Annotated in this window: 20 protein-coding genes and 1 tRNA gene; 8 read left to right on the top strand and 13 right to left on the bottom strand. The window is 70.9% G+C overall.

All coding sequences use genetic code 11. The annotated features are described in order from the left end of the window. Positions 1-30: 30 nt before the first annotated feature. From BM127_RS12135 to BM127_RS12095, 9 genes are all read right to left on the bottom strand, one after another. The gene (locus BM127_RS12135) at positions 31-1,116 is read right to left on the bottom strand and encodes an alkene reductase (protein WP_091198935.1); all 1,086 of its coding nucleotides are present in this window, start codon (positions 1,114-1,116) and stop codon (positions 31-33) included. A 195-nt stretch (positions 1,117-1,311) separates the two neighbouring features. Continuing rightward, positions 1,312-2,358, bottom strand: coding sequence for an aldo/keto reductase (locus BM127_RS12130; RefSeq protein WP_091198934.1), 1,047 nt, complete (start codon positions 2,356-2,358; stop codon positions 1,312-1,314). Next, positions 2,355-3,707, bottom strand: a complete 1,353-nt coding sequence (locus BM127_RS12125; protein WP_091198933.1) for an LLM class flavin-dependent oxidoreductase — start codon at positions 3,705-3,707, stop codon at positions 2,355-2,357. Before BM127_RS12125 ends, BM127_RS12130 begins: the two co-directional genes overlap by 4 nt. After that, a complete protein-coding gene (locus tag BM127_RS12120; protein ID WP_091198932.1) occupies positions 3,704-4,489 on the bottom strand; it encodes an ABC transporter ATP-binding protein in 786 nt (261 codons plus the stop codon). Before BM127_RS12120 ends, BM127_RS12125 begins: the two co-directional genes overlap by 4 nt. Next, positions 4,465-5,307: an ABC transporter permease gene (locus BM127_RS12115; protein WP_091198931.1), complete on the bottom strand. Its 843-nt coding sequence runs from the start codon at positions 5,305-5,307 to the stop codon at positions 4,465-4,467. The genes BM127_RS12120 and BM127_RS12115 overlap by 25 nt, the downstream gene beginning before the upstream one ends. Next, positions 5,304-6,296 carry an ABC transporter substrate-binding protein gene (locus tag BM127_RS12110; protein WP_231263431.1) on the bottom strand — a complete coding sequence of 331 codons (993 nt, stop codon included), beginning with the start codon at positions 6,294-6,296 and terminating at the stop codon, positions 5,304-5,306. Before BM127_RS12110 ends, BM127_RS12115 begins: the two co-directional genes overlap by 4 nt. Before the next feature lie 191 nt (positions 6,297-6,487). Further along, positions 6,488-7,549: an LLM class flavin-dependent oxidoreductase gene (locus BM127_RS12105; protein WP_091198929.1), complete on the bottom strand. Its 1,062-nt coding sequence runs from the start codon at positions 7,547-7,549 to the stop codon at positions 6,488-6,490. Positions 7,550-7,811: 262 nt separating this feature from the next. Next, on the bottom strand, positions 7,812-8,492 hold the full coding sequence (locus tag BM127_RS12100; RefSeq protein ID WP_091198928.1) for a 3-oxoacid CoA-transferase subunit B: 681 nt from the start codon (positions 8,490-8,492) through the stop codon (positions 7,812-7,814). A gap of 5 nt (positions 8,493-8,497) precedes the next feature. Beyond that, the gene (locus tag BM127_RS12095) at positions 8,498-9,319 is read right to left on the bottom strand and encodes a CoA transferase subunit A (protein WP_091198927.1); all 822 of its coding nucleotides are present in this window, start codon (positions 9,317-9,319) and stop codon (positions 8,498-8,500) included. A 100-nt stretch (positions 9,320-9,419) separates the two neighbouring features. On the opposite strand from BM127_RS12095, the gene bagA reads away from it, so the two are divergent. After that, positions 9,420-10,433 (top strand): ATPase BagA, encoded by a 1,014-nt coding sequence (gene bagA, locus BM127_RS12090; RefSeq protein WP_231263432.1) that lies wholly within the window; start codon positions 9,420-9,422, stop codon positions 10,431-10,433. Next, positions 10,430-11,590 carry an ArsA family ATPase gene (gene bagB, locus BM127_RS12085; protein ID WP_175507385.1) on the top strand — a complete coding sequence of 387 codons (1,161 nt, stop codon included), beginning with the start codon at positions 10,430-10,432 and terminating at the stop codon, positions 11,588-11,590. Before bagA ends, bagB begins: the two co-directional genes overlap by 4 nt. Positions 11,591-11,633: 43 nt before the next feature. On the opposite strand, the gene BM127_RS12080 is transcribed toward bagB, so the two are convergent. Then, positions 11,634-11,921 (bottom strand): WhiB family transcriptional regulator, encoded by a 288-nt coding sequence (locus BM127_RS12080; RefSeq protein WP_091199178.1) that lies wholly within the window; start codon positions 11,919-11,921, stop codon positions 11,634-11,636. Positions 11,922-12,117: 196 nt separating this feature from the next. On the opposite strand from BM127_RS12080, the gene BM127_RS12075 reads away from it, so the two are divergent. Further along, a complete protein-coding gene (locus BM127_RS12075) occupies positions 12,118-14,493 on the top strand; it encodes a transglycosylase domain-containing protein (protein ID WP_157829599.1) in 2,376 nt (791 codons plus the stop codon). A 4-nt stretch (positions 14,494-14,497) separates the two neighbouring features. On the opposite strand, the gene BM127_RS12070 is transcribed toward BM127_RS12075, so the two are convergent. Next, complete coding sequence (locus BM127_RS12070) at positions 14,498-14,956, bottom strand: GatB/YqeY domain-containing protein (protein WP_091198926.1); 459 nt, start codon at positions 14,954-14,956, stop codon at positions 14,498-14,500. A 25-nt stretch (positions 14,957-14,981) separates the two neighbouring features. On the opposite strand from BM127_RS12070, the gene BM127_RS12065 reads away from it, so the two are divergent. The 3 genes from BM127_RS12065 (at position 14,982) to BM127_RS12055 (ending at position 16,818) form a co-directional block, all read left to right on the top strand. Next, on the top strand, positions 14,982-15,908 hold the full coding sequence (locus tag BM127_RS12065; RefSeq protein ID WP_091198925.1) for a metallophosphoesterase: 927 nt from the start codon (positions 14,982-14,984) through the stop codon (positions 15,906-15,908). Between the two features lie 11 nt (positions 15,909-15,919). Then, positions 15,920-16,573, top strand: a complete 654-nt coding sequence (locus tag BM127_RS12060; protein ID WP_091198924.1) for a dihydrofolate reductase family protein — start codon at positions 15,920-15,922, stop codon at positions 16,571-16,573. Positions 16,574-16,744: 171 nt separating this feature from the next. Beyond that, positions 16,745-16,818, top strand: a tRNA-Pro gene (locus BM127_RS12055). Between the two features lie 36 nt (positions 16,819-16,854). Here BM127_RS12055 and BM127_RS12050 read toward each other — a convergent pair. Beyond that, the gene (locus BM127_RS12050) at positions 16,855-18,060 is read right to left on the bottom strand and encodes an IS481 family transposase (protein WP_091198923.1); all 1,206 of its coding nucleotides are present in this window, start codon (positions 18,058-18,060) and stop codon (positions 16,855-16,857) included. 152 nt (positions 18,061-18,212) lie between these two features. On the opposite strand from BM127_RS12050, the gene BM127_RS12045 reads away from it, so the two are divergent. Further along, positions 18,213-19,250, top strand: a complete 1,038-nt coding sequence (locus BM127_RS12045; RefSeq protein WP_091198922.1) for a zinc-binding dehydrogenase — start codon at positions 18,213-18,215, stop codon at positions 19,248-19,250. Between the two features lie 9 nt (positions 19,251-19,259). Here BM127_RS12045 and BM127_RS12040 read toward each other — a convergent pair whose 3' ends face one another. Next, positions 19,260-20,774 carry a fused MFS/spermidine synthase gene (locus tag BM127_RS12040; RefSeq protein ID WP_091198921.1) on the bottom strand — a complete coding sequence of 505 codons (1,515 nt, stop codon included), beginning with the start codon at positions 20,772-20,774 and terminating at the stop codon, positions 19,260-19,262. A gap of 86 nt (positions 20,775-20,860) precedes the next feature. On the opposite strand from BM127_RS12040, the gene BM127_RS12035 reads away from it, so the two are divergent. Beyond that, a complete protein-coding gene (locus BM127_RS12035; RefSeq protein ID WP_157829628.1) occupies positions 20,861-21,520 on the top strand; it encodes a TetR/AcrR family transcriptional regulator in 660 nt (219 codons plus the stop codon). Positions 21,521-21,529 lie beyond the last annotated feature (9 nt).

Here is a 21,529-nt window from a genome sequence, read left to right as displayed (position 1 = left end):
CCGGCCGGACGTTCTGGGTGCGCGAAGGCCTCAGGAGGCTTCGAGCGTCGGGTAGTCGGTGTAGCCCTCGGCGCCCCCGCCGTAGAAGGTGGCCTGGTCGGGCTCGTTGAGCTCCGCACCGGTGCGCCACCGCTCGGCGAGGTCGGGGTTGGCCAGGAACTGCCGACCCACGACCACCGCGTCGGCCAGGCCGGTCGCGAGCAGGTTCTCGACCGACTTCAGCGTCGTCAGGTCACCGAAGCCGTCGTTGAGCAGCACCACACCGGCGAAGCGCTCGCGCAGGTCGCGGACGAGCGCCTCGAGCGGCTCCAGCGGGCTGGCGAGCAGGCTCAGGTAGGCCAGGCCGAGCGGGGCGATCCCGTCGACGACGGCACGGTAGGTGGCGCTCAGGTCGGGGCCGAGCTCCTCGCCCACGCCGTTGAACTGGTGACCGGGGCTCAGCCGCAGGCCGACCCGGTCGGCGCCGATGGCCTCGGCCACGGCCGTGACGACCTCGACGACGAAGCGCGCGCGGTTCTCCGGCGTACCGCCGTAGACGTCGTCACGCAGGTTGATCGTGGGGTCGAGGAACTGGTGCAGCAGGTATCCGTTGGCCGCGTGCACCTCGACGCCGTCCAGGCCGGCCTCGACGGCGTTGCGGGCCGCGGTGACGAAGTCGGCGACCAGGCCGGCGATCTCGTCGGTCCCGGGCGAGCGCGGCACGTCGTGTGCCTGCGGGCCGGAGGCGGTCACCATCTCGCCGGGCGCCTGCACGGCGCTGGCGGACACGGTCTCCGCGCCGTCCTTGTTGTCGGCGTGCGCGATGCGGCCGGCGTGCATGAGCTGGGCCACGACGACCCCGTCACGGGCGTGCACGGCGTCCGCGACCAGGCGCCAGCCGGCGACCTGCTCGTCGGTGTAGAGACCCGGCACGTCGAGGTAGCCCTGGCCGACCTCGCTGGGCGCGGTGCCCTCGGTGACGATCAGCCCCGCGCCGGCGCGCTGGGCGTAGTACTCGGCGTTGAGGGTGGTCGGCGCGTGGCCGGCGCCGGCGCGGTTGCGCGTCAGCGGCGCCATCACGAAGCGCTGCGGGAGCTGCCAGCGGCCGATGGTGAGGGACTCGAATGCACGGGACATGTAGGTGCTGCCTCCAGAAGGTTGAGGACTGTACGACCTTCCTCAGCGGCTCCCGGGCCGTGGATGTTCCCCGACGAGAGAAGCCTCACAGCCCCTCACCCCGTGGGGTAGTCCAGTGAGGGATGGTCGTGGACCGCCCCACCCGACCACCAGAACTCACTGGACTACCCCGCCCACCCCCCGGCTGCCCCCCGTTCAGCGCCGACGCAGCACGGCCTCGACGAGCGCCGGCGGTGCGTAACCGCGGTCGGCCTCGTTGAGGGTCGTGCCGGGCGGGACGATCTCGTCGATCCGGTCGAGCACGTCGGCCGAGAGGACCACCTTCTCGACGCCGAGCTGTGACTCGAGCTGCTCCAGCGTGCGCGGGCCGATGATGGCCGACGACACCGCCGGGTGCGCGAGCACGAAGCCCAGCGCGAGGTGGATCAGCGACAGGCCGGCCTCGTCGGCGAGCTCCTGCAGCTGGTGGACCGCCTCCAGCTTGACCTTGTTCTCCGGCGACGCGGGGTCGTGCCGCGCCGGCTGGCGCTCGAGCCGGCTCGAGGTGAGCCGGGGCTCCTCGCCGCGCCGGTAGCGGCCCGAGAGCCAACCGCCCGCGAGCGGGCTCCACGGCAGCACGCCGATGCCGTACTTCTGGGCGGTCGGCAGGATGTCGCGCTCCACCTCGCGGGCCAGGATCGAGTACGGCGGCTGCTCGGTGACGGGCCGCTCGCGCTGGCGCTTCTCCGCGACCCACTGGGCCTCCACGACCTGCGACGGCAGGAAGGTCGAGGTGCCGATGTAGCGGATCTTTCCCTGGCGCACGAGGTCGGTGAGGGCGCCCAGGGTCTCGTCGATGTCGACCTCGGGACGCGGCCGGTGCACCTGGTAGAGGTCGATGTGGTCGGTCTGCAGCCGACGGAGCGAGTCCTCGACCTCCCGGACGATCCAGCGGCGCGAGCTGCCCGCCTGGTTGGGGTCGTCGTCATGCATGTTGCCGTGGAACTTGGTGGCCAGGAAGACGTCGTCGCGGCTGCCCCTGCGGGCCTGCAGCGCCTTGCCGACGATCTCCTCGGACTCACCGCGGGCATAGACGTCGGCGGTGTCGATGACGTTGATCCCGGCGTCGAGCGCGCGGTGGATGATCGCGATCGACTCGTCGTGGTCGGGGTTGCCCCAGGCGCCGAACATCATGGCGCCGAGGGTCAGCGGGCTGACCTGGACACCGGTGCGGCCCAGGGGGCGGTAGTGCTCGTAGCTCATGCTGTCTCCTTGTCGAGAACGGGTGCGTGACGAGGGGCGTACTGGCTGGCCGGGCGCTCGATACCGAGGTGGTCGCGCAGCGTCCTCCCTGTGTACTCCGTGCGGAACAGCCCGCGCTCGCGCAGGATCGGCACGACCTCCTCGATGAAGGTGTCGATCCCGCCCGGCAGCCACGGCGGCATCACGTTGAAGCCGTCGGCGGCGCCCCGCTCGGACCATTCCTGGATCGTGTCGGCGACCTGGTCGGGGGTGCCGGTGACCACCCGGTGCCCGCGGGCACCGGCGAGGCGGTGGCAGAGCTGGCGCAGGGTCGGCTGCTCGCGCTCGACGATGTCGAGCACCAGCTGGAACCGGCTGCCCTCGCTGCGCTCGAGGTCGGCGTCGATCACCTCGCGCGGGAACGGCCCGTCGAGGTCGTACGACGACAGGTCGACGCCGGTGAGGCGGTGGAGCTGGGCCAGCGAGTACTCCGGCTGGGTCAGGTCGTTGAGCTGCTCGTGCAGCTCCTCGGCCTCCTTCGCCGTCGAGGCGATGAACGGGCTGATGCCCGGCAGCACCTTGAGGCCTCGCGGGTCGCGGCCCTGGGCCCGCGCGCGGGACTTGATGTCGGTGTAGAACTCCTGCGCCGACCCGAGCGTCTGGTGCGCGGTGAAGATCGCCTCCGCCCAGCGCGCGGCGAAGGAGCGACCGTCCTCCGACGAGCCGGCCTGGACGTAGACGGGACGCCCCTGCGGCGAGCGGGGTGCGTTGAGCGGCCCCTTGACCCGGAAGAACCGACCGACGTGGTCGATGGTGTGGATCTTGTCGGTGTCGGCGAAGAGCCCGCTCTCGCGGTCGGCGACGACGGCGTCGTCCTCCCAGCTGTCCCAGAGCTTGGTGATGACCTCGACGAACTCCTCGGCCCGCGCGTAGCGGTCGCGGTGCAGCGGGTGCGCGTCGAGACCGAAGTTGAGGGCGGCGTTGGCGGCCCCGGTCGTCACGATGTTCCAGCCCGCACGCCCCTTGCTCAGGTGGTCGAGCGCGGCGAACTGGCGCGCCAGGTTGTAGGGCTCGGTGTAGGTCGTCGACGCGGTGCCGATCACGCCGATCCGCTCGGTCGCCGCGACGATCGCCGTCATGACCGTGATCGGCTCGAGGCGGAACCGGGCGGCGTACCTGATGTTCTCCGCCAGCGACGGCCCGTCGGCGAAGAACACCGCGTCGAACTTCGCGGCCTCGGCCTTCTGGGCGAGCTCCTGGTAGTAGTCGATGTCGAGGATCCGGTCGGTCTCGCTGTCCGGGTGCCGCCAGGCCGCCTCGTGGTGGCCGTCGGGATAGATGAACAGGTTGAGGTGGAGCTGCCGGCTCACGAGGCGGCCCTCTCGCCGAGGTGGGACCCCGTACGACGTCCGGGCGCCGCGTCGTGGTCGTCCTCGACCCCGAGCTCGCTGAGCAGGCGGGCGCGGAGCCGGGCGAATGCCGGGTCGGCCACCGAGCGGCGGCCGTCGAGCTCGATCTGCGCGTCGTGGCGCACGACACCGCCGTCGAGCACGATCACCCGGTCGGCCAGCACGATCGCCTCGTCGACGTCGTGGGTCACCAGCAGGACGGCCGGCTGGTGCACCTCGCAGAGCGTGCGGAGCAGCGTGTGCATCCGGATCCGGGTCAGCGCGTCGAGCGCACCGAACGGCTCGTCGGCCAGCAGCAGCTGCGGGTCGCGGACGAGCGAGCGGGCCAGGGCGGCACGCTGCTGCTCACCGCCGGAGAGCTCGTGCGGCCAGGCCCTCTCGCGGCCGGCCAGGCCGACCTCCTCCAGCGCCTTCTCGCCGCGCTGGGCGGCGTCGTCGGCCCGGAGGCCGAGGGTGACGTTGTCGAGGACCCGCTTCCACGGCAGGAGCCGGGAGTCCTGGAAGACCACCGACACCTTCTCGGGGACCTCGATGCGACCGGTGCCGGCGACCCCGCGGTCGAGACCGGCGAGCGAGCGCAGCAGGGTGCTCTTGCCCGAGCCGCTGCGGCCGAGCAGGGCCACGAACTCCCCGGGCGCGATGTCGAGGTCGAGGCCGTTGAGCACGCCACCGGCCTCGTTGAAGCTGCGGTGCAGGTTCTGGACCTTGACGGCAGGGGTCAGCTCGCGAGCGTACGACGCCATGAGAGTGCCTTCCTTTCGATGAGCCGGACCGCGCTGTCGGCGGTGACGCCGAGCAGCGCGTAGACGACGAGGCCGACGACGATGATGTCGGTCTGCCCGTAGTTGGACGCGAGCGTGATCATGTGGCCGATCCCGCTCGTGGCGTTGATGACCTCGACCACGACCAGCGCGAGCAGCGACGAGGTCACCGCGAAGCGCAGGCCGAGCAGGAAGCCGGGCATCGCGCCGGGCAGGACCACGTGGCGGACGAACTCGGAGCGGGTCACGTCCAGGGTCTCGGCCAGCTCGGCGTACCTGCCCTCGATGGAGCGCAGCCCGTTGTGGGTGTGGATGTAGATGGGCACGAAGACCGCCAGCGCGATCGTGATGACTTTCATCGGCTCCCCGATGCCCAGCCACAGGATGAGCAGCGGGATCAGCGCGAGGGTCGGGATCGACCGCTTGACCTGGACCGGTCCGTCGATGACGACCTCGCCGATCCGGGACAGGCCCGAGATGAGGGCCAGGACCGTGCCGACCAGGACGCCGAGACCGAGTCCGAGCGCGGCGCGGATCCCCGAGGTCACCAGGCTCTCCTGGAGCCGGCCGTTCTCGATCAGCGTGCCCGCGGTCTCGACGACGGTCCACGGTTCCGTCAGGGTGCGCGGGTCGAGCAGCCCGGTCGCCGAGCCGACGACCCAGGCCGCGAGCAGGAGGGCGATGCCGATGAGTCCGCCGAAGCGGATCGATGTGCCCGGGCTGAGCCGGCGCCGCACCGGACGTACGTCCTCGACGCCGGCGGTGGTCACTGCGCGGGCCGGGGCGGTGAGGGTCGTCATGAGCCCTCCACCGCCGCGGCGATGGCCTTCTCGTAGCGACGGTCGTAGAGCGTCGCGACGTCGAGCGGCTCCTGGTCCTGGGCCTCGACGAGGGTATCCACCGTCTCCTGGTGGCGCGCGATGAAGTCGTCCCAGCTGGTCGGGACGGTGAACTCACCCAGCGCGTCGACGACGTAGGCCGCGTCCTCGGGCGAGAGCCCCTCGTGGTCGACGTAGTAGGCCTCGGCGAACTCGTCCGGGTGGTCGGAGATCCACTGCTGGGCCTGCGCCCAGACGCCGACGTACTCCTTGATCGCGGCGGCCTTGTCGGCATCCTCGAGGACCGTCGTGGGGGTGTAGAGCGTCCACGCGTCGTCACGCACCCCGGGGTCGATCGCGGTGGCGCCGTCCACCTCGTACTTCGCGAGGTAGGTCTTGACCAGGGTCTGGCCGAGCGGCGCGACGTCCACCTGCTTGCTGGCCAGGGCGACGGAGAAGGCGTCGTCGACGCTCTGCATCTCGACGAACTCGACGTCGTCCTGGGTCAGCCCGGCCTCGCGCAGCACGTTGAGCACCAGCGCACCCTGCGCCTGGCCGGGGCTGTAGGCGATCTTCTTGCCCTTGAGGTCCTCGATCGTCCTCACCTCGACGCCCGGCGCCACACCCAGGGCGTACGTCGGGTGCGTCTCGGGCTCCACGGTCTCGCGGGCGGCGACGATGCGGACGTCGGTGCCGGTCCAGTGCGCGAAGAGCGGCGGGATGTCGGCGACCGAGCCGATGTCGATGGCATCGGCGCGGAAGGCCTCGAGCGTCTTGGGGCCACCGGTGATGTTGGCCCACTCGACCTCGACGTCGAGCTCGTCGATCAGGCCGGACGTCTCCAGCGCCACCTGGGTGGCGGGATCACCTACCCGCAGGACGGTGCCGTCGGCGGGGGTGTCGGGCAGGGCGGCGCTCAGCTCCAGCCGGGGGCCGGCCTCGTCGCCGCCGCAGCCGGACAGTGCCAGCATGCCGACGGTCGTGAGCAGGGCGGCCCGGACCAGAGGGCGGACCAGGGGGCGACGGATCGATCGGGAACGGGGCCCACTACGTGACATCACAGATCTCCTTATGGGGTGGTGTCTTCAAACTAATGTAAATGACTCGACAAACCCGACTTTGGGGCGCGTCGTGTTTCCGGCCACCGTGAGAGGCAGGGCCGTCAGGCCGAGCGCAGGAGGGGCAGCAGCGAGTCGCCCACGCGGGCGATCTCCCGCTCGTAGGGCGTGTCGCTGAGGACGAAGTGCGTGACGCCGAGGTCGGCGTAGCGCCGGAGCGCCTTGGCCACGTCGTCGGGAGAGCCGACCAGCCAGGTGGTGCCGGCGCCGCCACCACCCACGCGGCCGGGGGCGGTGTAGAGGCACTCGTCCAGCACGTCACCCTGCTGTGCGAGGTCGAGCAGCCGCTGCTGGCCGACGGCGACGCGGCGCCCCGGGTCGGCCTCCCACTCGTGCGAGCCCGCGGCCATCGCGGCGACCCGCGCCTCCGCGTCGGCCCACGCCTCGTCGGTCGTGTCGCGGACCAGGGTCGTGATGCGGAGGCCGAACTCGAGCGGTGGGAGATCACGGTCGAGCTCGGCGCTGAGGGACTTCAGGTGGTCGATGCGCGCGGCGACGCCGTCGAGCGGCTCGCCCCAGAAGAGCTGGACGTCCGCCTCGGCGGCCGCGGTGCGCTGGGCGGCCTCGGAGGCGCCGCCGAAGTAGAGCTGGGGATGCGGTCGCCCTTCGCGGGCGACCGGCTTGTGCTCGAGCGTGGCACCGGTGGCGCGGTAGTGCTCGCCGGTGAAGGTGATGTCGTCCTCGGTCCAGTAGCGACGGACGAGCCGCATGAACTCGCGCGTCCGGGCGTACCTCGTGGCCTGGTCGCCCTCGTCGTCGCCGTACTGCGGCTGGTGGTCGGGCCCGGAGACGATGTTGACCTTCACCCGGCCGCCACCCAGCTGGTCGAGCGTCGCCGCCGACGAGGCGAAATGGGCGGGCTCCCAGTAGCCGGGGCGGATCGCGATCAGCGGGTTGAAGGTCGTCGTGGCCGCCGTCAGCGCGGTCGCGACGGTGAAGGTGTCGGGCCGCTTCCACCCGGTCCCGATCAGGGCGCCGCCCCAGCCGTGGTCCTCGGTGTGGCGCGCGAGCGCCGTCAGTCGCTGCAGGCCGTTGTGCCCGTCGACGGTGGTGTCCGAGCGGTGGCCGGGGGTGACCTGGTTGGGGATGTACCAGAGGAGCTCCACGGGGCGCGTCCTTTCAGCATGTTGTCTAGTGAGTTACTAGAGATAGCACATGCAGGCCGTTCCCCCGCACCTCCCGCCCGGCTGGTTGGGGACGAAATGGCGGCTGGGACGGGCCCAACAACCCCGGAACGTCCCTACGTACGCCGCCGCGGCGGACCGCCCGACCCCGGCCTTCCTGCCCTCTTCGTCGGGTTCTTGCCCGTTGCAACGGGCGGGAACCTCTGCAACCTCCGGGTACCCGGTGATCGCAGGGGGGGAGGAGTCAGACGAGCGTCGGGCCGGTCTTCTCCCGCACCTCGTCCTCGGTCACCCCGGGGGCGAGCTCGACGAGCCTGAGGGCCCGGTCGCCGAGGGTGCCGGACGCCGCCACCTCACCGGTCGCGGGGTCGATCACGTCGATGACCGCGAGGTCGGTGATGATCCGCTGCACCACGCGCTTGCCGGTGTAGGGCAGGTCGCACTCGTCGAGGATCTTCAGCGAGCCGTCCTTGGCGGTGTGCTCCATCAGCACGATCACCCGCTTGGCGCCGTGGACCAGGTCCATCGCGCCCCCCATGCCCTTGACCATCTTGCCGGGGATCATCCAGTTGGCGATGTCGCCAGTGGCCGAGACCTGCATCGCACCGAGGATCGCGGCGTCGATCTTGCCGCCGCGGATCATCCCGAACGACTGGGCGGAGTCGAAGAACGACGCACCCTTGCGCAGCGTCACCGTCTCCTTGCCCGCATTGATCAGGTCGGGGTCCTCCTCGCCGTCGAACGGGTACGCCCCCACGCCGAGGATCCCGTTCTCCGACTGCAGCACCAGCTCCACGTCGTCGGCGACGTAGTTGGGCACCAGCGTCGGCAGCCCGATGCCGAGGTTGACGTACGACCCGTCCTTGAGCTCCGAGGCCGCTCGCGCGGCCATCTCCTCACGACTCCAGCCCTTGTTTTCTGCCATCTCGCTCAGCCTCCCAGTCCGTGCGTCGCTGCGTCCTCGGCAGGAGCGGCAGCCGTGGGTCGTGGCCTCGTGGTGACCCGCTCGATCCGCTTGTCCGCGGCCTGCTCCGGGGTCAACGCGACCACGCGCTGCACGTACACACCCGGGGTGTGGACGTCGTTGGGGTCCAGCTCGCCGGGCTCGACCAGCTCCTCGACCTCCGCGATCGTGACCCGGCCGCACATCGCGGCGAGCGGGTTGAAGTTGCGTGCCGAGTCGCGGTAGACGAGGTTGCCGTGGCGGTCGCCCTTCCAGGCCCGCACGAGCCCGAAGTCGGCCACGATCGCCTCTTCCAGGACGTACTCCTTCTCGCCCTCGGCAGTCGAGAAGACGCGGGTCTCCTTCGGTGGCGACGACACGATCACATTGCCGGAGTCGTCGTACTTCCAGGGCAGACCACCCTCGGCGACCTGCGTGCCGACACCGGTCGCGGTGTAGAAGCCCGGGATCCCCGAGCCACCGGCACGCATCCGCTCCGCCAGCGTCCCCTGGGGCGTCAGCTCGACCTCGAGCTCGCCACTCAGGTACTGCCGGGCGAACTCCTTGTTCTCCCCGACGTAGGAGGAGATCATCCGCCGCAGCCGCTTCTCGACCAGCAGCCGGCCCAGGCCCCAGTCGTCCACGCCGCAGTTGTTGGAGACCGCCTGCAGGTCCGTCGTGCCCGCCTGCAGCACCGCGTCGATGAGCACCGACGGGATGCCGCACAGGCCGAAACCGCCGACCGCGAGGGTGGCGCCGTCCGGGATGTCGGCGACCGCATCGGCCGCCGAAGTGACCACTTTGTCCATGTCCCGCACCCTAGCGGCCGTGTGACGACGCCCACTGTGTGGGCGGGGACCACAGTTCGCACCCCCGGGTGTGTGCGGAGCCACCCCCTAGGCTGGCGACGTGAGCGACTGGCCCAAGGTGCGCCTGCACGTGGTGACCGGCAAGGGCGGCACGGGGAAGTCCACCGTCGCCGCCGCGCTCGCGCTCGCCCTCGCCACGTCCGGCAAGAACGTGCTCCTGTGCGAGGTCGAGGGCCGACAGGGCATCGCCCGGATGTTCGACGTCGACCCGCTCCCCTACGAGGAGCGTCGCATCGCCAAGGGCGCCCCCGACCGCGACGGTCGCGCGGGCCAGGTGCACGCGCTCCACATCGACCCGGAGTCCGCGCTGCTGGAGTACCTCGCGATGTACTACAAGCTCGGCCGCGCCGGGAAGGCGCTCGACCGGTTCGGGGTCATCGACTTCGCGACCACCATCGCGCCGGGCGTGCGTGACGTGCTGCTCACCGGCAAGGTCTACGAGGCCGTCCAGCGCCCGCGCAGGTCGGACAAGGGACGCAAGGGCGCGGCCATCACGTACGACGCCGTGGTGCTCGACGCGCCGCCGACCGGGCGGATCGGCCAGTTCCTGGGGGTCAACTCCGAGCTCGCCGGGCTCGCCAAGGTCGGTCCGATCAAGTCGCAGGCCGACAAGGTGATGGAGCTGTTGCGCTCGCCGCGCACCGCCGTCCACCTCGTCACCATCCTCGAGGAGATGCCGGTCCAGGAGACCTCGGACGGCATCGCGGAGCTCCGCGACGCGGGCCTCCCCGTGGGGGGCGTGGTGGTCAACCTCGTCCGGCCCCGCGCTCTCAGCACGCACGCGCTGGCGCTGGTCCGCGACGACGAGGTCGACCCGACAGGGATCGCCTCCGACCTCAAGCGCGCCAAGGTGGACGTCGACGCAGCGCTGGTCGCCTCGCTCATCGACGAGGCCCGCGACCACGCCGTACGCCGTCAGCTCGAGGACGACCAGCGCGTGCTCGTCAACGCGGAGGACGTGCCGGTCTACGAGCTGCCGCGCCTCGCCGCGGGCATCGACCGCGGGGCCCTGATCGACCTGGCGCTCCTCCTCCGCGAACAGGGAATGGCATGAGCCCCACCCCGATGACCACCGAACGACCGGTGCCGCTGCTCGACATCGACGCGCTGCTCGACGACCACTCCACCGAGATCATCGTGTGCTGCGGCTCGGGTGGCGTCGGCAAGACCACGACCTCGGCGGCCCTCGCCCTGCGTGCGGCCGAGCGCGGGCGGCAGGTCGTCGTGCTGACCATCGACCCGGCCCGCCGGCTGGCGCAGTCGATGGGGATCGAGCAGCTCGACAACACCCCGCGGCCGGTCCCCTCCGTCGACGCGTCGGCCGGCGGCTCGCTCGACGCGATGATGCTCGACATGAAGCGCACCTTCGACGAGGTGGTCGAAGGACAGGCCAGCCCGGAGAAGGCCAGGCTGATCCTGGAGAACCCGTTCTACGTCGCGCTCTCGAGCTCGTTCGCCGGGACCCAGGAGTACATGGCGATGGAGAAGCTCGGCCAGCTCCACCGGCAGGCGCTCGAGGACGGCAGCTACGACCTGATCGTCGTCGACACGCCCCCGTCGCGGTCGGCGCTCGACTTCCTTGATGCTCCGGAGCGGCTGTCCAGCTTCCTCGACGGGCGACTGATCCGGTTGCTCGTCGCGCCGGCCCGTGGACCGGCGCGGCTGATGACGGCCGGGCTCTCCGTGGTGACCAGTGCGCTCGGCAAGATCCTCGGCGGTCAGATGCTGCGCGACGTCCAGACGTTCGTCACTGCCCTCGACACCCTCTTCGGCAGCTTCCGGCAGCGTGCCGAGCAGACCTTCGCGCTGCTGCAGGCCGATGCCACGGCGTTCGTGGTGGTGGCGTCTCCCGAGCCGGACGCCCTGCGGGAGGCGGCGTACTTCGTCGACCGGCTCACCGACGACCACATGCCGCTGGCCGGCCTGGTCATCAACCGGGTGAGCCCGTCGGCGCGCACCGAGCTGTCGGCCGAGGAGGCGATCACGGCAGCGGAGCGGCTCCGGGCAGGCGACTCCTCGTCCCTGGCCGCCGGACTGCTGCAGCTGCACGCCGACCGGGTGCGCATCATCGAGCGCGAGCAGCACCTGCGCGAGCGCTTTGCCGCCTCGCACCCGCAGGTGCCCACGGCGCTGATGCCGGCCATGCCGGGGGACATCCACGACCTCGACGGGCTGCGGATGATCGCCTGCCGGCTGGCCGACCAGGGCTGAGTCGATCTCCCCGTTCAGGGATGGCGACGCGCCGCTGGGCGACTCAGACCGTGACGGAGGGCGACTCGACCTTGGTCCGCGCGGTCTCCAGGATGGAGCGCCACGACGAGTCGGGACGGCGGCGGAGGAGCGCACGGCGCTCGCGCTCGGTCATCCCGCCCCAGACGCCCCACTCGATCTGGTTGTCCAGAGCCTCGGCCAGGCACTCGGTGCGGACGGGACATCCCGCGCACACTGCCTTGGCCTTGTTCTGCTCGGCGCCGCGCACGAAGAGTGCGTCCGGCGTGTCCGCCTTGCAAGCGGCGCGTGCTGCCCAGTCCTCAACCCACATGTCGATCCCCACGGTTCTCTGTGTCGAGCCGATCGGCCGCCCCCATAGCGGCCATTCCCGACTCGAGTAGAAAAGTAAACGAATCCACCCCGGTCCAGACAGGACCAGGTGGTCCAATTCGCATAGTCCAATGTGACTATCCGGCTGCGCGCCTGGAATTGAGGGTGCTATGCGTCCTCCCCGTACTCTGGTGCCCATGTCGTCACGCCGCCAGCGCCCCGAGGGAGGACCCGACGCCGGCCGCGTCGCCTCCCACCTCGCCGTGATGGCCGCCGTCGCGGTGGTCATGGGAGTCCTCACCGCCTGCCTCGCCATCCCCTTCGCGGGGCTCGTCGGCGTGGCCGCGAAGGACGTCAGCGCGGGGATGGTCGACCTCCCCGAGTCGCTGGAGGCCAAGGACCTGTCGCAGAAGACGCGCATCTACGACGTCAACGGCAACCTGATCGCCTCGCTCTACGACCAGAACCGGATCAACGTCCCGCTGCAGTCGATCTCGCGGCCGATGGTCAAGGCGATCGTCGCGATCGAGGACTACCGCTTCTACGACCACGGTGCGCTCGACCTCCGCGGCACGCTCCGCGCGTTCGTCACCAACCAGGCCAACGGCGGGTCGGTCCAGGGTGGCTCCTCGATCACCCAGCAGATGGTGAAGCAGACCCTGCTCTACCAGGCGGAGACCGACGAGGAGCGCGCGGCCGCGACCGAGGAGACGTACGCCCGCAAGATCCGCGAGCTGCGCTACGCGATCGCCTTCGAGAAGAACCACACCAAGGACTGGATCCTCGAGCGCTACCTCAACATCGCCTACTTCGGCGACGGCGCCTTCGGCGTCCAGGCGGCCGCAGTCCACTTCTTCTCCAAGAACGCCAAGGACCTCGACCTCCTCGAGTCGGCCACGCTCGCCGGACTGGTGAAGAACCCCGTCGGCTACGACCCGGTCGACAACCCCGAGCGCGCCGAGAGCCGCCGCAACGTCGTGCTCGACCGGATGGCCCAGCTCGGTGTGCTGACCGAGAAGAAGGCCGAGCGGCTCAAGAGCACGCCGATCGAGGAGACCCTCAAGATCAAGAACTCCCCCAACGGCTGCCAGCAGTCGCGGGCGCCGTTCTTCTGCGACTACGTCGTCAACTGGCTGCTCAAGGACCCCGTGCTCGGCGACACCGCCAAGGAGCGTCGTACGGCGCTCAAGAACGGCGGCCTCACGATCCGGACCACGATCGACCTCGACATGCAGAAGGCGGCCGACACCGCCGTGTCGACCTACGTCTACCCGACCGACCAGGCCATCGGCGGCCTGGCGATGGTCGAGCCCGCCAGCGGCGACGTGCGCGCACTCGCCCAGTCGCGCCCGATGGGCAAGGACAAGGCAGCCGGCCAGACCTACCTCAACTACGTCGTGCCCAAGAAGTACGGCGACGCCAACGGCTTCCAGGCCGGATCGACGTTCAAGGTCTTCGTCCTGGCCGAGGCCATCAACCAGGGCATCCCGCTGAGCACCTCGATCAACTCGCCCGAGTCGATGCAGATCGAGGACGAGGAGTTCGAGAACTGCGACGGCCCCTACGCCGGTGACGGCGAGGGCTGGAACGTCAGCAACTCGACGGGCTCGGGCACCTTCGACCTCTACTCCGGCACGCAGCAGTCGGTGAACACCTTCTTCGCCCAGCTCGAGACCCAGACCGGCATGTGCAAGCCGCTGGAGCTCGCCGCCGACATGGGGGTGAAGGTGCCGCTGGCGCAGAAGGTCCCGTCGTGGATCCTCGGCGTGTCCGACAGCAACCCCCTCGAGATCGCCCAGGCCTACGCCACCTTCGCCGCCCGCGGCCTGCACTGCGAGCCCCGCCCTGTCACCCAGGTGCTCGACTCGCGGGGCCAGACCCTCAAGGACTTCGCCACGGAGTGCGAGCAGGTCATGCCCGGCGCCACGGCCGACGCGGTCAACGACATCCTGCGCGGCGTGATGGAGCCCGGCGGCTTCGGCCAGAACATCGCCATCGACAAGCCGTCGGCCGGCAAGACCGGCACCAACCAGAACAACATGTCGGTGTGGTTCGCCGGCTACACCCCCGAGATCGCGACGGCCGCCATGGTGGCGGGAGCCAACCAGTTCGGCGAGTGGGTCAGCCTCAACGGCCAGACCGTCGGCGGCGGCTACATCGCCGAGGCGTTCGGCTCGACCGTCGCCGGTCCGATCTGGGGCGACGCCATGGCCGCAGTCTCGGCCAAGCTGGACTACGTCGACTTCCAGGCCCCGCCCGGTGACGAGATCGCCGGCGTCCTGACGGGCGTGCCCGACGTCGCCGGACAGTCCGTCGAGGCCGCCACGTCGACCCTCGAGGCGGCCGGCTTCACCGTCGCCGACGGCGGCCAGGTCAACTCCGAGGTCGGCGAGGGGCTCGTCGCCTACACCTCCCCGACCGGAGGCACGTCGCTCAGCAGCGGCGACACCGTGACGCTCTACACCTCGACCGGCTACGTCCCGCCGCCGCCCTCCAGCGGCGATGGCGGCGGGAACGGGAACGGTAACGGCAACGGCGGTCGCGGCAACGGCGGAGGCCGGGGCAACCGCTAGCCCGTCAGCCGAGCTGCTTGCGCACCTCTGCGGCGACCGCGCCACCGTCTGCGCGACCCTTGACCTGAGGCGTCACCACGCCCATCACCTTGCCCATGGCGCGCATGCCCTCGTCGCCCGCACCGGTCTGGGCGATGGCGGCAGTGACCAGGTCGGCGATCTCGGCGTCGGTGAGCGGGGTCGGGAGGTACTCGGCGATGACCTCGCCCTCGGCAGCCTCCTTGGCGGCCATCTCGGTGCGTCCTCCGTCGGCGAAGGCGGTGGCGGCCTCGCGGCGGCGCTTGGCCTCGCTGGAGAGCACGGTGAGGATGTCGTCGTCGGAGAGCTCGCGCGCCTCCTTGCCGGCGACCTCGGCGTTGGTGATGGAGGTCAGCACCATCCGCAGCGTCGAGGAGCGCAGCTCGTCACGCGCCTTGATGGCGGTGGTGAGGTCGGCGCGGAGACGGTCCTTCAGAGCACTCATGCCGCCATTGTGGCAGCCTTGCCGAATGGCTTTCCTCCCCGTTCTCCGGCGCACGCTCACGCTGGGGGCGATCGCCGGCGCCGGCCTGACGTCGTACGCCGCCTGGGAGGCCCGCCAGTACACGCTCCGGCGGGTCACGTTCTCCGTGCTGCCACCCGGGCACGCTCCGCTGAAGGTGCTCCACCTCAGCGACATCCACATGGCTCCCGACCAGCGCGCCAAGCAGGACTGGCTCCGCGGGCTCGCCGCGCTCGAGCCGGACCTGGTCATCAACACCGGTGACAACCTCGCGCACTCGCGCTCCGTGCCCGTGGTCGCCGACGCGCTGGGCGGCCTGCTCGACGTGCCGGGCGTCTACGTCCTCGGCTCCAACGACTACTGGGTGCCCGGCATGCGCAACCCGTTCCTCTACGTGCTGCCCGACACCGGTCGGCGCCACACCTCGGGCCGGCAGCTCCCGTGGCCCGACCTCAAGGGCCGCTTCAACGCAGCGGGCTGGCTCGACCTGACCAACGGCTTCGGGTCGCTGACGGTGAAGGGCACCTCGATCGCCTTCGCCGGCGTCGACGACCCGCACCTGAAGTACGACGACCTGCCGCGCGTCGCCGGTGCCGCGGACCCGTCGGCCGACCTCCGGCTCGGCGTCACGCACGCGCCGTACCTCCGGGTCCTCGACCAGTTCGCCGCCGACGGCTACGACGCCATCATCGCCGGGCACACCCACGGCGGCCAGGTGTGCCTGCCGACACTGGACGGGCGGGGCCGCGCGCTCACCACCAACTGCGACATCGAGCCGGCGCGGGCCCGGGGCCTGCACCGCCACCCTGCCGACTCCGCCCCCGGCGACGAGGGCTCGTCGTGGCTCCACGTGTCGGCCGGGCTCGGCACCAATCCGTACGTCCGCATCCGGGTGGCCTGCCGCCCCGAGGCGACCCTGATGACGCTCACCTGAGGAGAACGCCGATGCCACTGCTGCGAGTCCACAACTTCTCGATCTCGCTGGACGGATTCGGTGCCGGCGAGCCGCAGTCGCTCGAGACCCCGATGGGGCATGCGGGCCAACGGTTGCACGAGTGGATGTTCGCGACCCGGCTCATGGGCGAGACCGGCGGCGTCGGGATCGACCACGCGTTCGCGTCCCGGCACGACGCCGGTTTCGGCGCCGAGATCATGGGCTCGCACAAGTTCGGTCCGCCCGGCTGGCAGGACGACCCGGACTGGCAGGGCTGGTGGGGCCCCAACCCGCCCTTCCACACCCCGACGTACGTCCTCACGCACCGGCCACGGGCCGCACTCGAGATGGAGGGCGGCACCACCTTCCACTTCCTCAGCACCTCCCCGGAGGAAGCGCTGGCCATCGCCCAGGAGGCGGCCGGCGACCTCGACGTACGCCTCGGCGGTGGCGCCGCCACGATCCGCGACTTCGTCACCGCCGGCCTGGTCGACGAGCTCCACCTCGTGCTGGCACCGATCGTCCTCGGCCGCGGCACCCGCCTCTGGGACGGGCTCGAGGGGATCGAGAGCACCTACGACATCGAGGCGGTCTCTTCGCCGAGCGGGGTCACGCACCTGACGCTGACGCGGAGAAGGCCCACCTCTGCGGGAGTCACCGCGTAGGCGGTGACTCCCGCGCGGCTGGGCCGTTGCAACACCCCAACCGCGCAAGACTCCGCACACCCGCTCGAGCCTCGGGGCGATTTCAGGCGGTCATGACTGCTCCGGTATGCTCGCCCGCGTTGCCCAGACGGCCGCTTTCCTTCACGGGAAACTGGCTCGACCGGGCAATGGCGGGCTGTGGCGCAGCTTGGTAGCGCGCCTCGTTCGGGACGAGGAGGCCGCAGGTTCAAATCCTGTCAGCCCGACCGTGTGATGTCTCAGGACATCTGCAAGATCCGGACCTACGGAAGTGGGTCCGGATCTTGTGCATTTTGGGGTTGGTAGTTCTTGGTGGTGTCGATGGTGAGCTCGCGGAGGAGTTCGCCGGTGATGGCGTTGATGATGCGGACCTCGAGGTCTTGGATGAGCAGGATGACGTGGGTTCGGTTGTGGGTTCGACCGATGCCGATGTGTCTGAGTTGGCCGTGGATGCGCAGGGTGACGGTTCCTGAGGTGCCGACGATGTCGTGTCGGACCCGGTCGTGGGTCTCGGTGTCGCGGCTGGGTCCGGGCAGGGCCTTGGGCATGGTGTCGTAGAGCGCTGCTGGGGTGGCGCGTCGTGGCAGGGATCGGTGGGGGCGGGTGGTGTTGTACTCGTGTTGGAACTGGTTGAGCAGGGTCTGTAGCTCGGCGATGGTCGAGGGTTGGGCGGGTTGGGCGCGTAGCCATTTCTTCATCGTCTGCTGGAACCGCTCGACCTTGCCGCAGGTGGTGGGGTGGTTGGGGCGGGAGTTCTTCTGGACCACGTGCCAGGTGCGGAGCTGTTGTTCGAATCCGTTGCGGCCTCCGCGGCGTCCGATGCCAGCCAGGCGGACGGTGTAGACCATCCCGTTGTCGGTGAGAGTGGATGCGGGGATGCCGTGCTGACCTGCGGTTTCGCGGAACGTGGTGAGCACGATCGGGGTGCTGATCGAGCGGTGGGCGCTGATGTGGAGGGCGTAGCGGGTGCAGTCGTCGAGCCAGGTGATGATCTCGATGCCCTTGGGGAAGGTCGCGGTGTCGGTGAGCGGGTAGTGGGTGAAGTCGGACTGCCAGGTCTCGTTCGGCATCGCTGCCTCGAACCGGACGTAGGACGACTTCGGACGTTTCTTCGGCTCGGGGATGATCGCGCCGTGGCGGGTCAGGATCCGGTGGATGGTGGCTCGCGACAGGGTGGTCGCGTGGTGGTGGGCGAGGTGCCAGATCAGCGTCTCGGGGCCGGCGTCGTGTCCCTGCTCGGTCAGCTGTTTGCGTAGGCGCAGCACCAGCTCGACGGTCTCGGGTGGGGTCGCGCCAGGTGAGGTCCGAGGTCGTCGGGACCGGGGTTCGAACGCGGTCTCGCCCTCGGCTCGGTAGCGGGCCATGAGCCGGCTGACGGTGGCTTGGGACACTCCGTAGGTGCGGGCTGCCTCGGCCTGGGTGAGTCCTTGCTTGGTGATGGCTGTGATGACCAGCCTCGCTCTCGACACGAGTGAGCATCACCGACACGACCTTGCAGATGTCGTGAGACATCCCTTGCAGATGTCCTGAACCAAGACACCACCGCCACCGCCAACCGATCGGGCCGGTCCTTCGTGGGCCGGCCCGATCGTCGTCCCCGGGCATCGGCGAGGATGGCCCGATGCGCGCAGTGGTGATCGACGCCGTCCGCTCCCAGCCCCGGGTCCTCGACGTCCCGGAGCCCACGGCACCCGGCGACGGGGTCGTCGTACGCGTTGCGGCGACGGGGATGTGCCGCAGCGACTGGCATGCCTGGGCGGGACACGACGACATCGCCTTCCCGCACGTGCCGGGCCACGAGCTTGCCGGAGAGGTCGTCGAGGTGGGCGCGGGGGTCACGCGCTGGCAGGTCGGCGACCGGGTCACCGTGCCGTTCGTGTGCGGCTGCGGCCGCTGCGCGTGGTGCCTCGGCGGCAACGCGCAGGTGTGCCCCGACCAGCAGCAGCCGGGCTTCACGCACTGGGGCTCGTTCGCCGAGCACGTCGCCCTCCACGCCGCCGACACCAACCTCGTCGCGCTGCCCGACGAGATCGACTTCGCGACCGCTGCGAGCCTGGGGTGCCGGTTCGCCACGGCCTATCGAGCGCTCGTCGGCCGCGCCCGGGTCACCGAGGGAGAGTGGGTCACCGTCGTCGGCGCCGGTGGGGTCGGGCTCAGCGCGGTGATGATCGCGCGCGCCCTGGGCGTACGGGTGCTCGCGGTGGACCGCAACCCCGAGGCGCTGGCCGTCGCGGCCGACCTCGGCGCCGAGCACGTCCTGCTCGCCGACGGCACCGACATCCCTGCTGCCGTCGCACGCCTGACCGACGGCGGCAGCCACGTCGCGGTCGACGCCGTCGGGAGCGAGCAGACCTGCTCCGACGCGATCCTGAGCCTGCGGCGGCGTGGTCGCCTCGCCCAGGTCGGGCTCCTGCCGCCCGTCGAGGGTCACCCCCGGGTGCCGATGGCGCGGGTCATCGCGTGGGAGCTCGACGTCCTCGGCAGCCACGGCATGGCCGCGGCCGACTACCCGCCGATGATGGAGCTGATCCGCAGCGGGGCGCTCCAGCCGCATCGCCTGGTCGAGCGGACCATCGGCCTGGAGCAGGCGGCGGCGCTGCTGCCGGGCTTCGACCGCGCGACGGTCGCGGGCATGACGATCGTCGACCCGACCCGCTGACGCGGTGGGCTAGCGGGCGTACGGCGTGAGCAGCTGGTCGACGGGCGCGTAGTCGTCGGTGAGGACGGGCGCGTCGCCGATCCAGGTCTCCAGGTCGCCGCCCTCCAGCGCCTCCCACCCGAGGTCGCGCTCTCGCATCGCCCCGACCACGGCGGCGACGTCGAGCGGGGCGTCCGAGGCGAACACGACCAGGTTGCCGCCGCCCTCGCCCGCCAGCGCGGACGGCTCGGCGAGGAGAGCCACGTGGTCGAAGGCGTCCGCCGTCGTCGCGACGGCGGCACGGGCGAAGTCGAGCGGACCGAAGTCGATGAGGTTGGCGACGTAGACGCCGTCCTCGGCCAGGGCGTCCTCGAGCCCGCCGACCGCCTCGACGGTCGCGAGGTGCCACGGGACGCTGACGCCCCCGAAGGCGTCGCCGACGATGAGGTCGAGGCTGTCGGGGGCCAGGTCGGCGATCGCGAGGCGACCGTCCTCGACGTCGACCTCGACGCCGTCCGGCAGGGAGCCGCCCAGCAGGCGTACGTCCGCCGCCACCACCCCGGCGTCGATCTCGGACACGTTGCTCGCCGTGCCCGGACGCGTCGCGGAGAGGTAGCGCGGAAGGGTCAGGCCACCCGCGCCGAGGTGGTAGGCCGCCAGCGGCTGGTCCGCCGCGAACGCGGTGTCGGTCACCGCCGCCATCGCCCGTACGTAGGCGAACTCGAGGTACGTCGGGTCGTCGAGGTCGACGTAGGAGTGGCGCAACCCGTCGAGCACCAGGGTCCGGCCGGTGGGGCGGTCGGGGTCGGCGGTGACCGCGAGGCAGTGGTACGTCGTCTCGACGTCGCAGCCGCTCGGCGAGGTCGCCGCACCGAGGCCCGCCAGCGCCACGACGAGGGCCAGCACGACGTCGCCGCGGCCGCGGCGACCGGCCACCTGGACCGCGACCGAGGTCACCAGCAGCGCGATGCCGAGTCCGACCAGGATCCCGCTGACGGGCACGCGTGAGATCAGCACGAAGCCGGTCAGCACGGTGCCGACGATCGCCCCGACGGTGCCGACCCCCGACAGGTGGCCGACGACGCTGCCGGTCTGGTGGAGGCTGGTGAGCCGCAGCTTGATGACGACCGGCGTCACCGCCGAGAGCAGCGCCCCCGGGACGAGGATCGACAGGGTCGCCATCACCAGCAGGAGGCCAGGGTTGCCCGAGGCCGCCGCACCCCGGACGAGGGTCGGCGTCAGTGCGACCGCGGCCCCGGAGATCCCGAGCAGGGGTCCCAGCAGCTGGCGCGGAGCGACGCGGTCGGCGCTCCACCCGCCGGCCCAGGTGCCCGCGGCGATGGCGGTCAGGGCCAACCCGATCACCATCGTGTTCGTCTCGAGCGTCAACCCGTAGTAGGGCGCCATCAGCCGCAGCGCGACCAGCTCGACGACCAGGACGGCGGCCGAGGAGCCGAAGACCAGCGCCGCGGCGGACCATGCTCCGAGACCGGGACCGGGTGCGGGTCCGGGGGCGGGATCTGCCGGGGGCGCTGCATCCGTCATGCGGAGATCCTGTCCGACCACGTCAACCGAGCCCGGGGTCGGGCGACGATGCCCGACCTATTTGCACTGAGTGCAACAATGTGAGGGTGATCTGCTCGACGCCCTCCGACCGGCGCAGCCACCTGCGCGGTCAGCGGCACGCCGCCATCGTCGAGGCGGCCCGCGCCCTCGCTACCGAGCACGGCGCCGACGGCTTCACCGTCGAGGGCGTGGCGACGGTCGCCGGCGTCTCGCGGCGGACCGTCTTCAACCACTTCTCCGGCATCGACCAGCTGCTCGTCGCCGTCTGCGAGCAGATCTTCACCGAGGTCACCGTCGAGCTCCTCGAGAGCCTCGATCGCGGCACCGCGTCCCTCCCCCAGGGTGCGGCCGGCAGCCGTGCGGCCCTCGATGCGCTGTGCGAGTCCACCCGTTCGGTCGACCTGCCTGCCGCCATCGCCACCGTCCACCGGGTCCTCGGCCGACCGGACCCGGCCGACGAGCGCGCCGACACGATCGCGCGCACCGCGCTCGAGCACGTCGTCGGGCGGCTGCGTGAACGACTCGTGGCGCGAGCGCCCGGCGTCGACGCGCTCGACCTCGAGCTCACCCTGACGCTGCTGACCAGTGGGCTCGCCGCCATCGGTCAGCGGTGGGTCGAGGATCACCACGACCTGCCCACCGACGTACCCACGTCTGCCCGCACCGACTGGGACCACCTGCTCGACCGCCTGCTGCACCGGCTCCGGACCGGCTATGCCGGCTGATCACGCGTC

The organism is Nocardioides alpinus (genome assembly GCF_900112035.1).
Classification (GTDB): domain Bacteria; phylum Actinomycetota; class Actinomycetes; order Propionibacteriales; family Nocardioidaceae; genus Nocardioides; species Nocardioides alpinus.
This window is presented reverse-complemented; position numbering and strand designations above follow the sequence as displayed.

What these genes read in the sequence shown, in the direction of transcription:
- BM127_RS12045 (WP_091198922.1), top strand. Translation starts at nt 18,213, where the DNA reads ATGCGCGCAGTGGTGATCGACGCCGTCCGCTCCCAGCCCCGGGTCCTC.
- BM127_RS12095 (WP_091198927.1), bottom strand. Translation starts at nt 9,319, where the DNA reads ATGGACAAAGTGGTCACTTCGGCGGCCGATGCGGTCGCCGACATCCCG.
- BM127_RS12100 (WP_091198928.1), bottom strand. Translation starts at nt 8,492, where the DNA reads ATGGCAGAAAACAAGGGCTGGAGTCGTGAGGAGATGGCCGCGCGAGCG.
- BM127_RS12065 (WP_091198925.1), top strand. Translation starts at nt 14,982, where the DNA reads ATGGCTTTCCTCCCCGTTCTCCGGCGCACGCTCACGCTGGGGGCGATC.
- BM127_RS12130 (WP_091198934.1), bottom strand. Translation starts at nt 2,358, where the DNA reads ATGAGCTACGAGCACTACCGCCCCCTGGGCCGCACCGGTGTCCAGGTC.
- BM127_RS12080 (WP_091199178.1), bottom strand. Translation starts at nt 11,921, where the DNA reads ATGTGGGTTGAGGACTGGGCAGCACGCGCCGCTTGCAAGGCGGACACG.
- BM127_RS12070 (WP_091198926.1), bottom strand. Translation starts at nt 14,956, where the DNA reads ATGAGTGCTCTGAAGGACCGTCTCCGCGCCGACCTCACCACCGCCATC.
- BM127_RS12040 (WP_091198921.1), bottom strand. Translation starts at nt 20,774, where the DNA reads ATGACGGATGCAGCGCCCCCGGCAGATCCCGCCCCCGGACCCGCACCC.
- BM127_RS12075 (WP_157829599.1), top strand. Translation starts at nt 12,118, where the DNA reads ATGTCGTCACGCCGCCAGCGCCCCGAGGGAGGACCCGACGCCGGCCGC.
- BM127_RS12060 (WP_091198924.1), top strand. Translation starts at nt 15,920, where the DNA reads ATGCCACTGCTGCGAGTCCACAACTTCTCGATCTCGCTGGACGGATTC.
- BM127_RS12120 (WP_091198932.1), bottom strand. Translation starts at nt 4,489, where the DNA reads ATGGCGTCGTACGCTCGCGAGCTGACCCCTGCCGTCAAGGTCCAGAAC.
- BM127_RS12110 (WP_231263431.1), bottom strand. Translation starts at nt 6,296, where the DNA reads ATGCTGGCACTGTCCGGCTGCGGCGGCGACGAGGCCGGCCCCCGGCTG.
- BM127_RS12135 (WP_091198935.1), bottom strand. Translation starts at nt 1,116, where the DNA reads ATGTCCCGTGCATTCGAGTCCCTCACCATCGGCCGCTGGCAGCTCCCG.
- BM127_RS12115 (WP_091198931.1), bottom strand. Translation starts at nt 5,307, where the DNA reads ATGACGACCCTCACCGCCCCGGCCCGCGCAGTGACCACCGCCGGCGTC.
- bagB (WP_175507385.1), top strand. Translation starts at nt 10,430, where the DNA reads ATGAGCCCCACCCCGATGACCACCGAACGACCGGTGCCGCTGCTCGAC.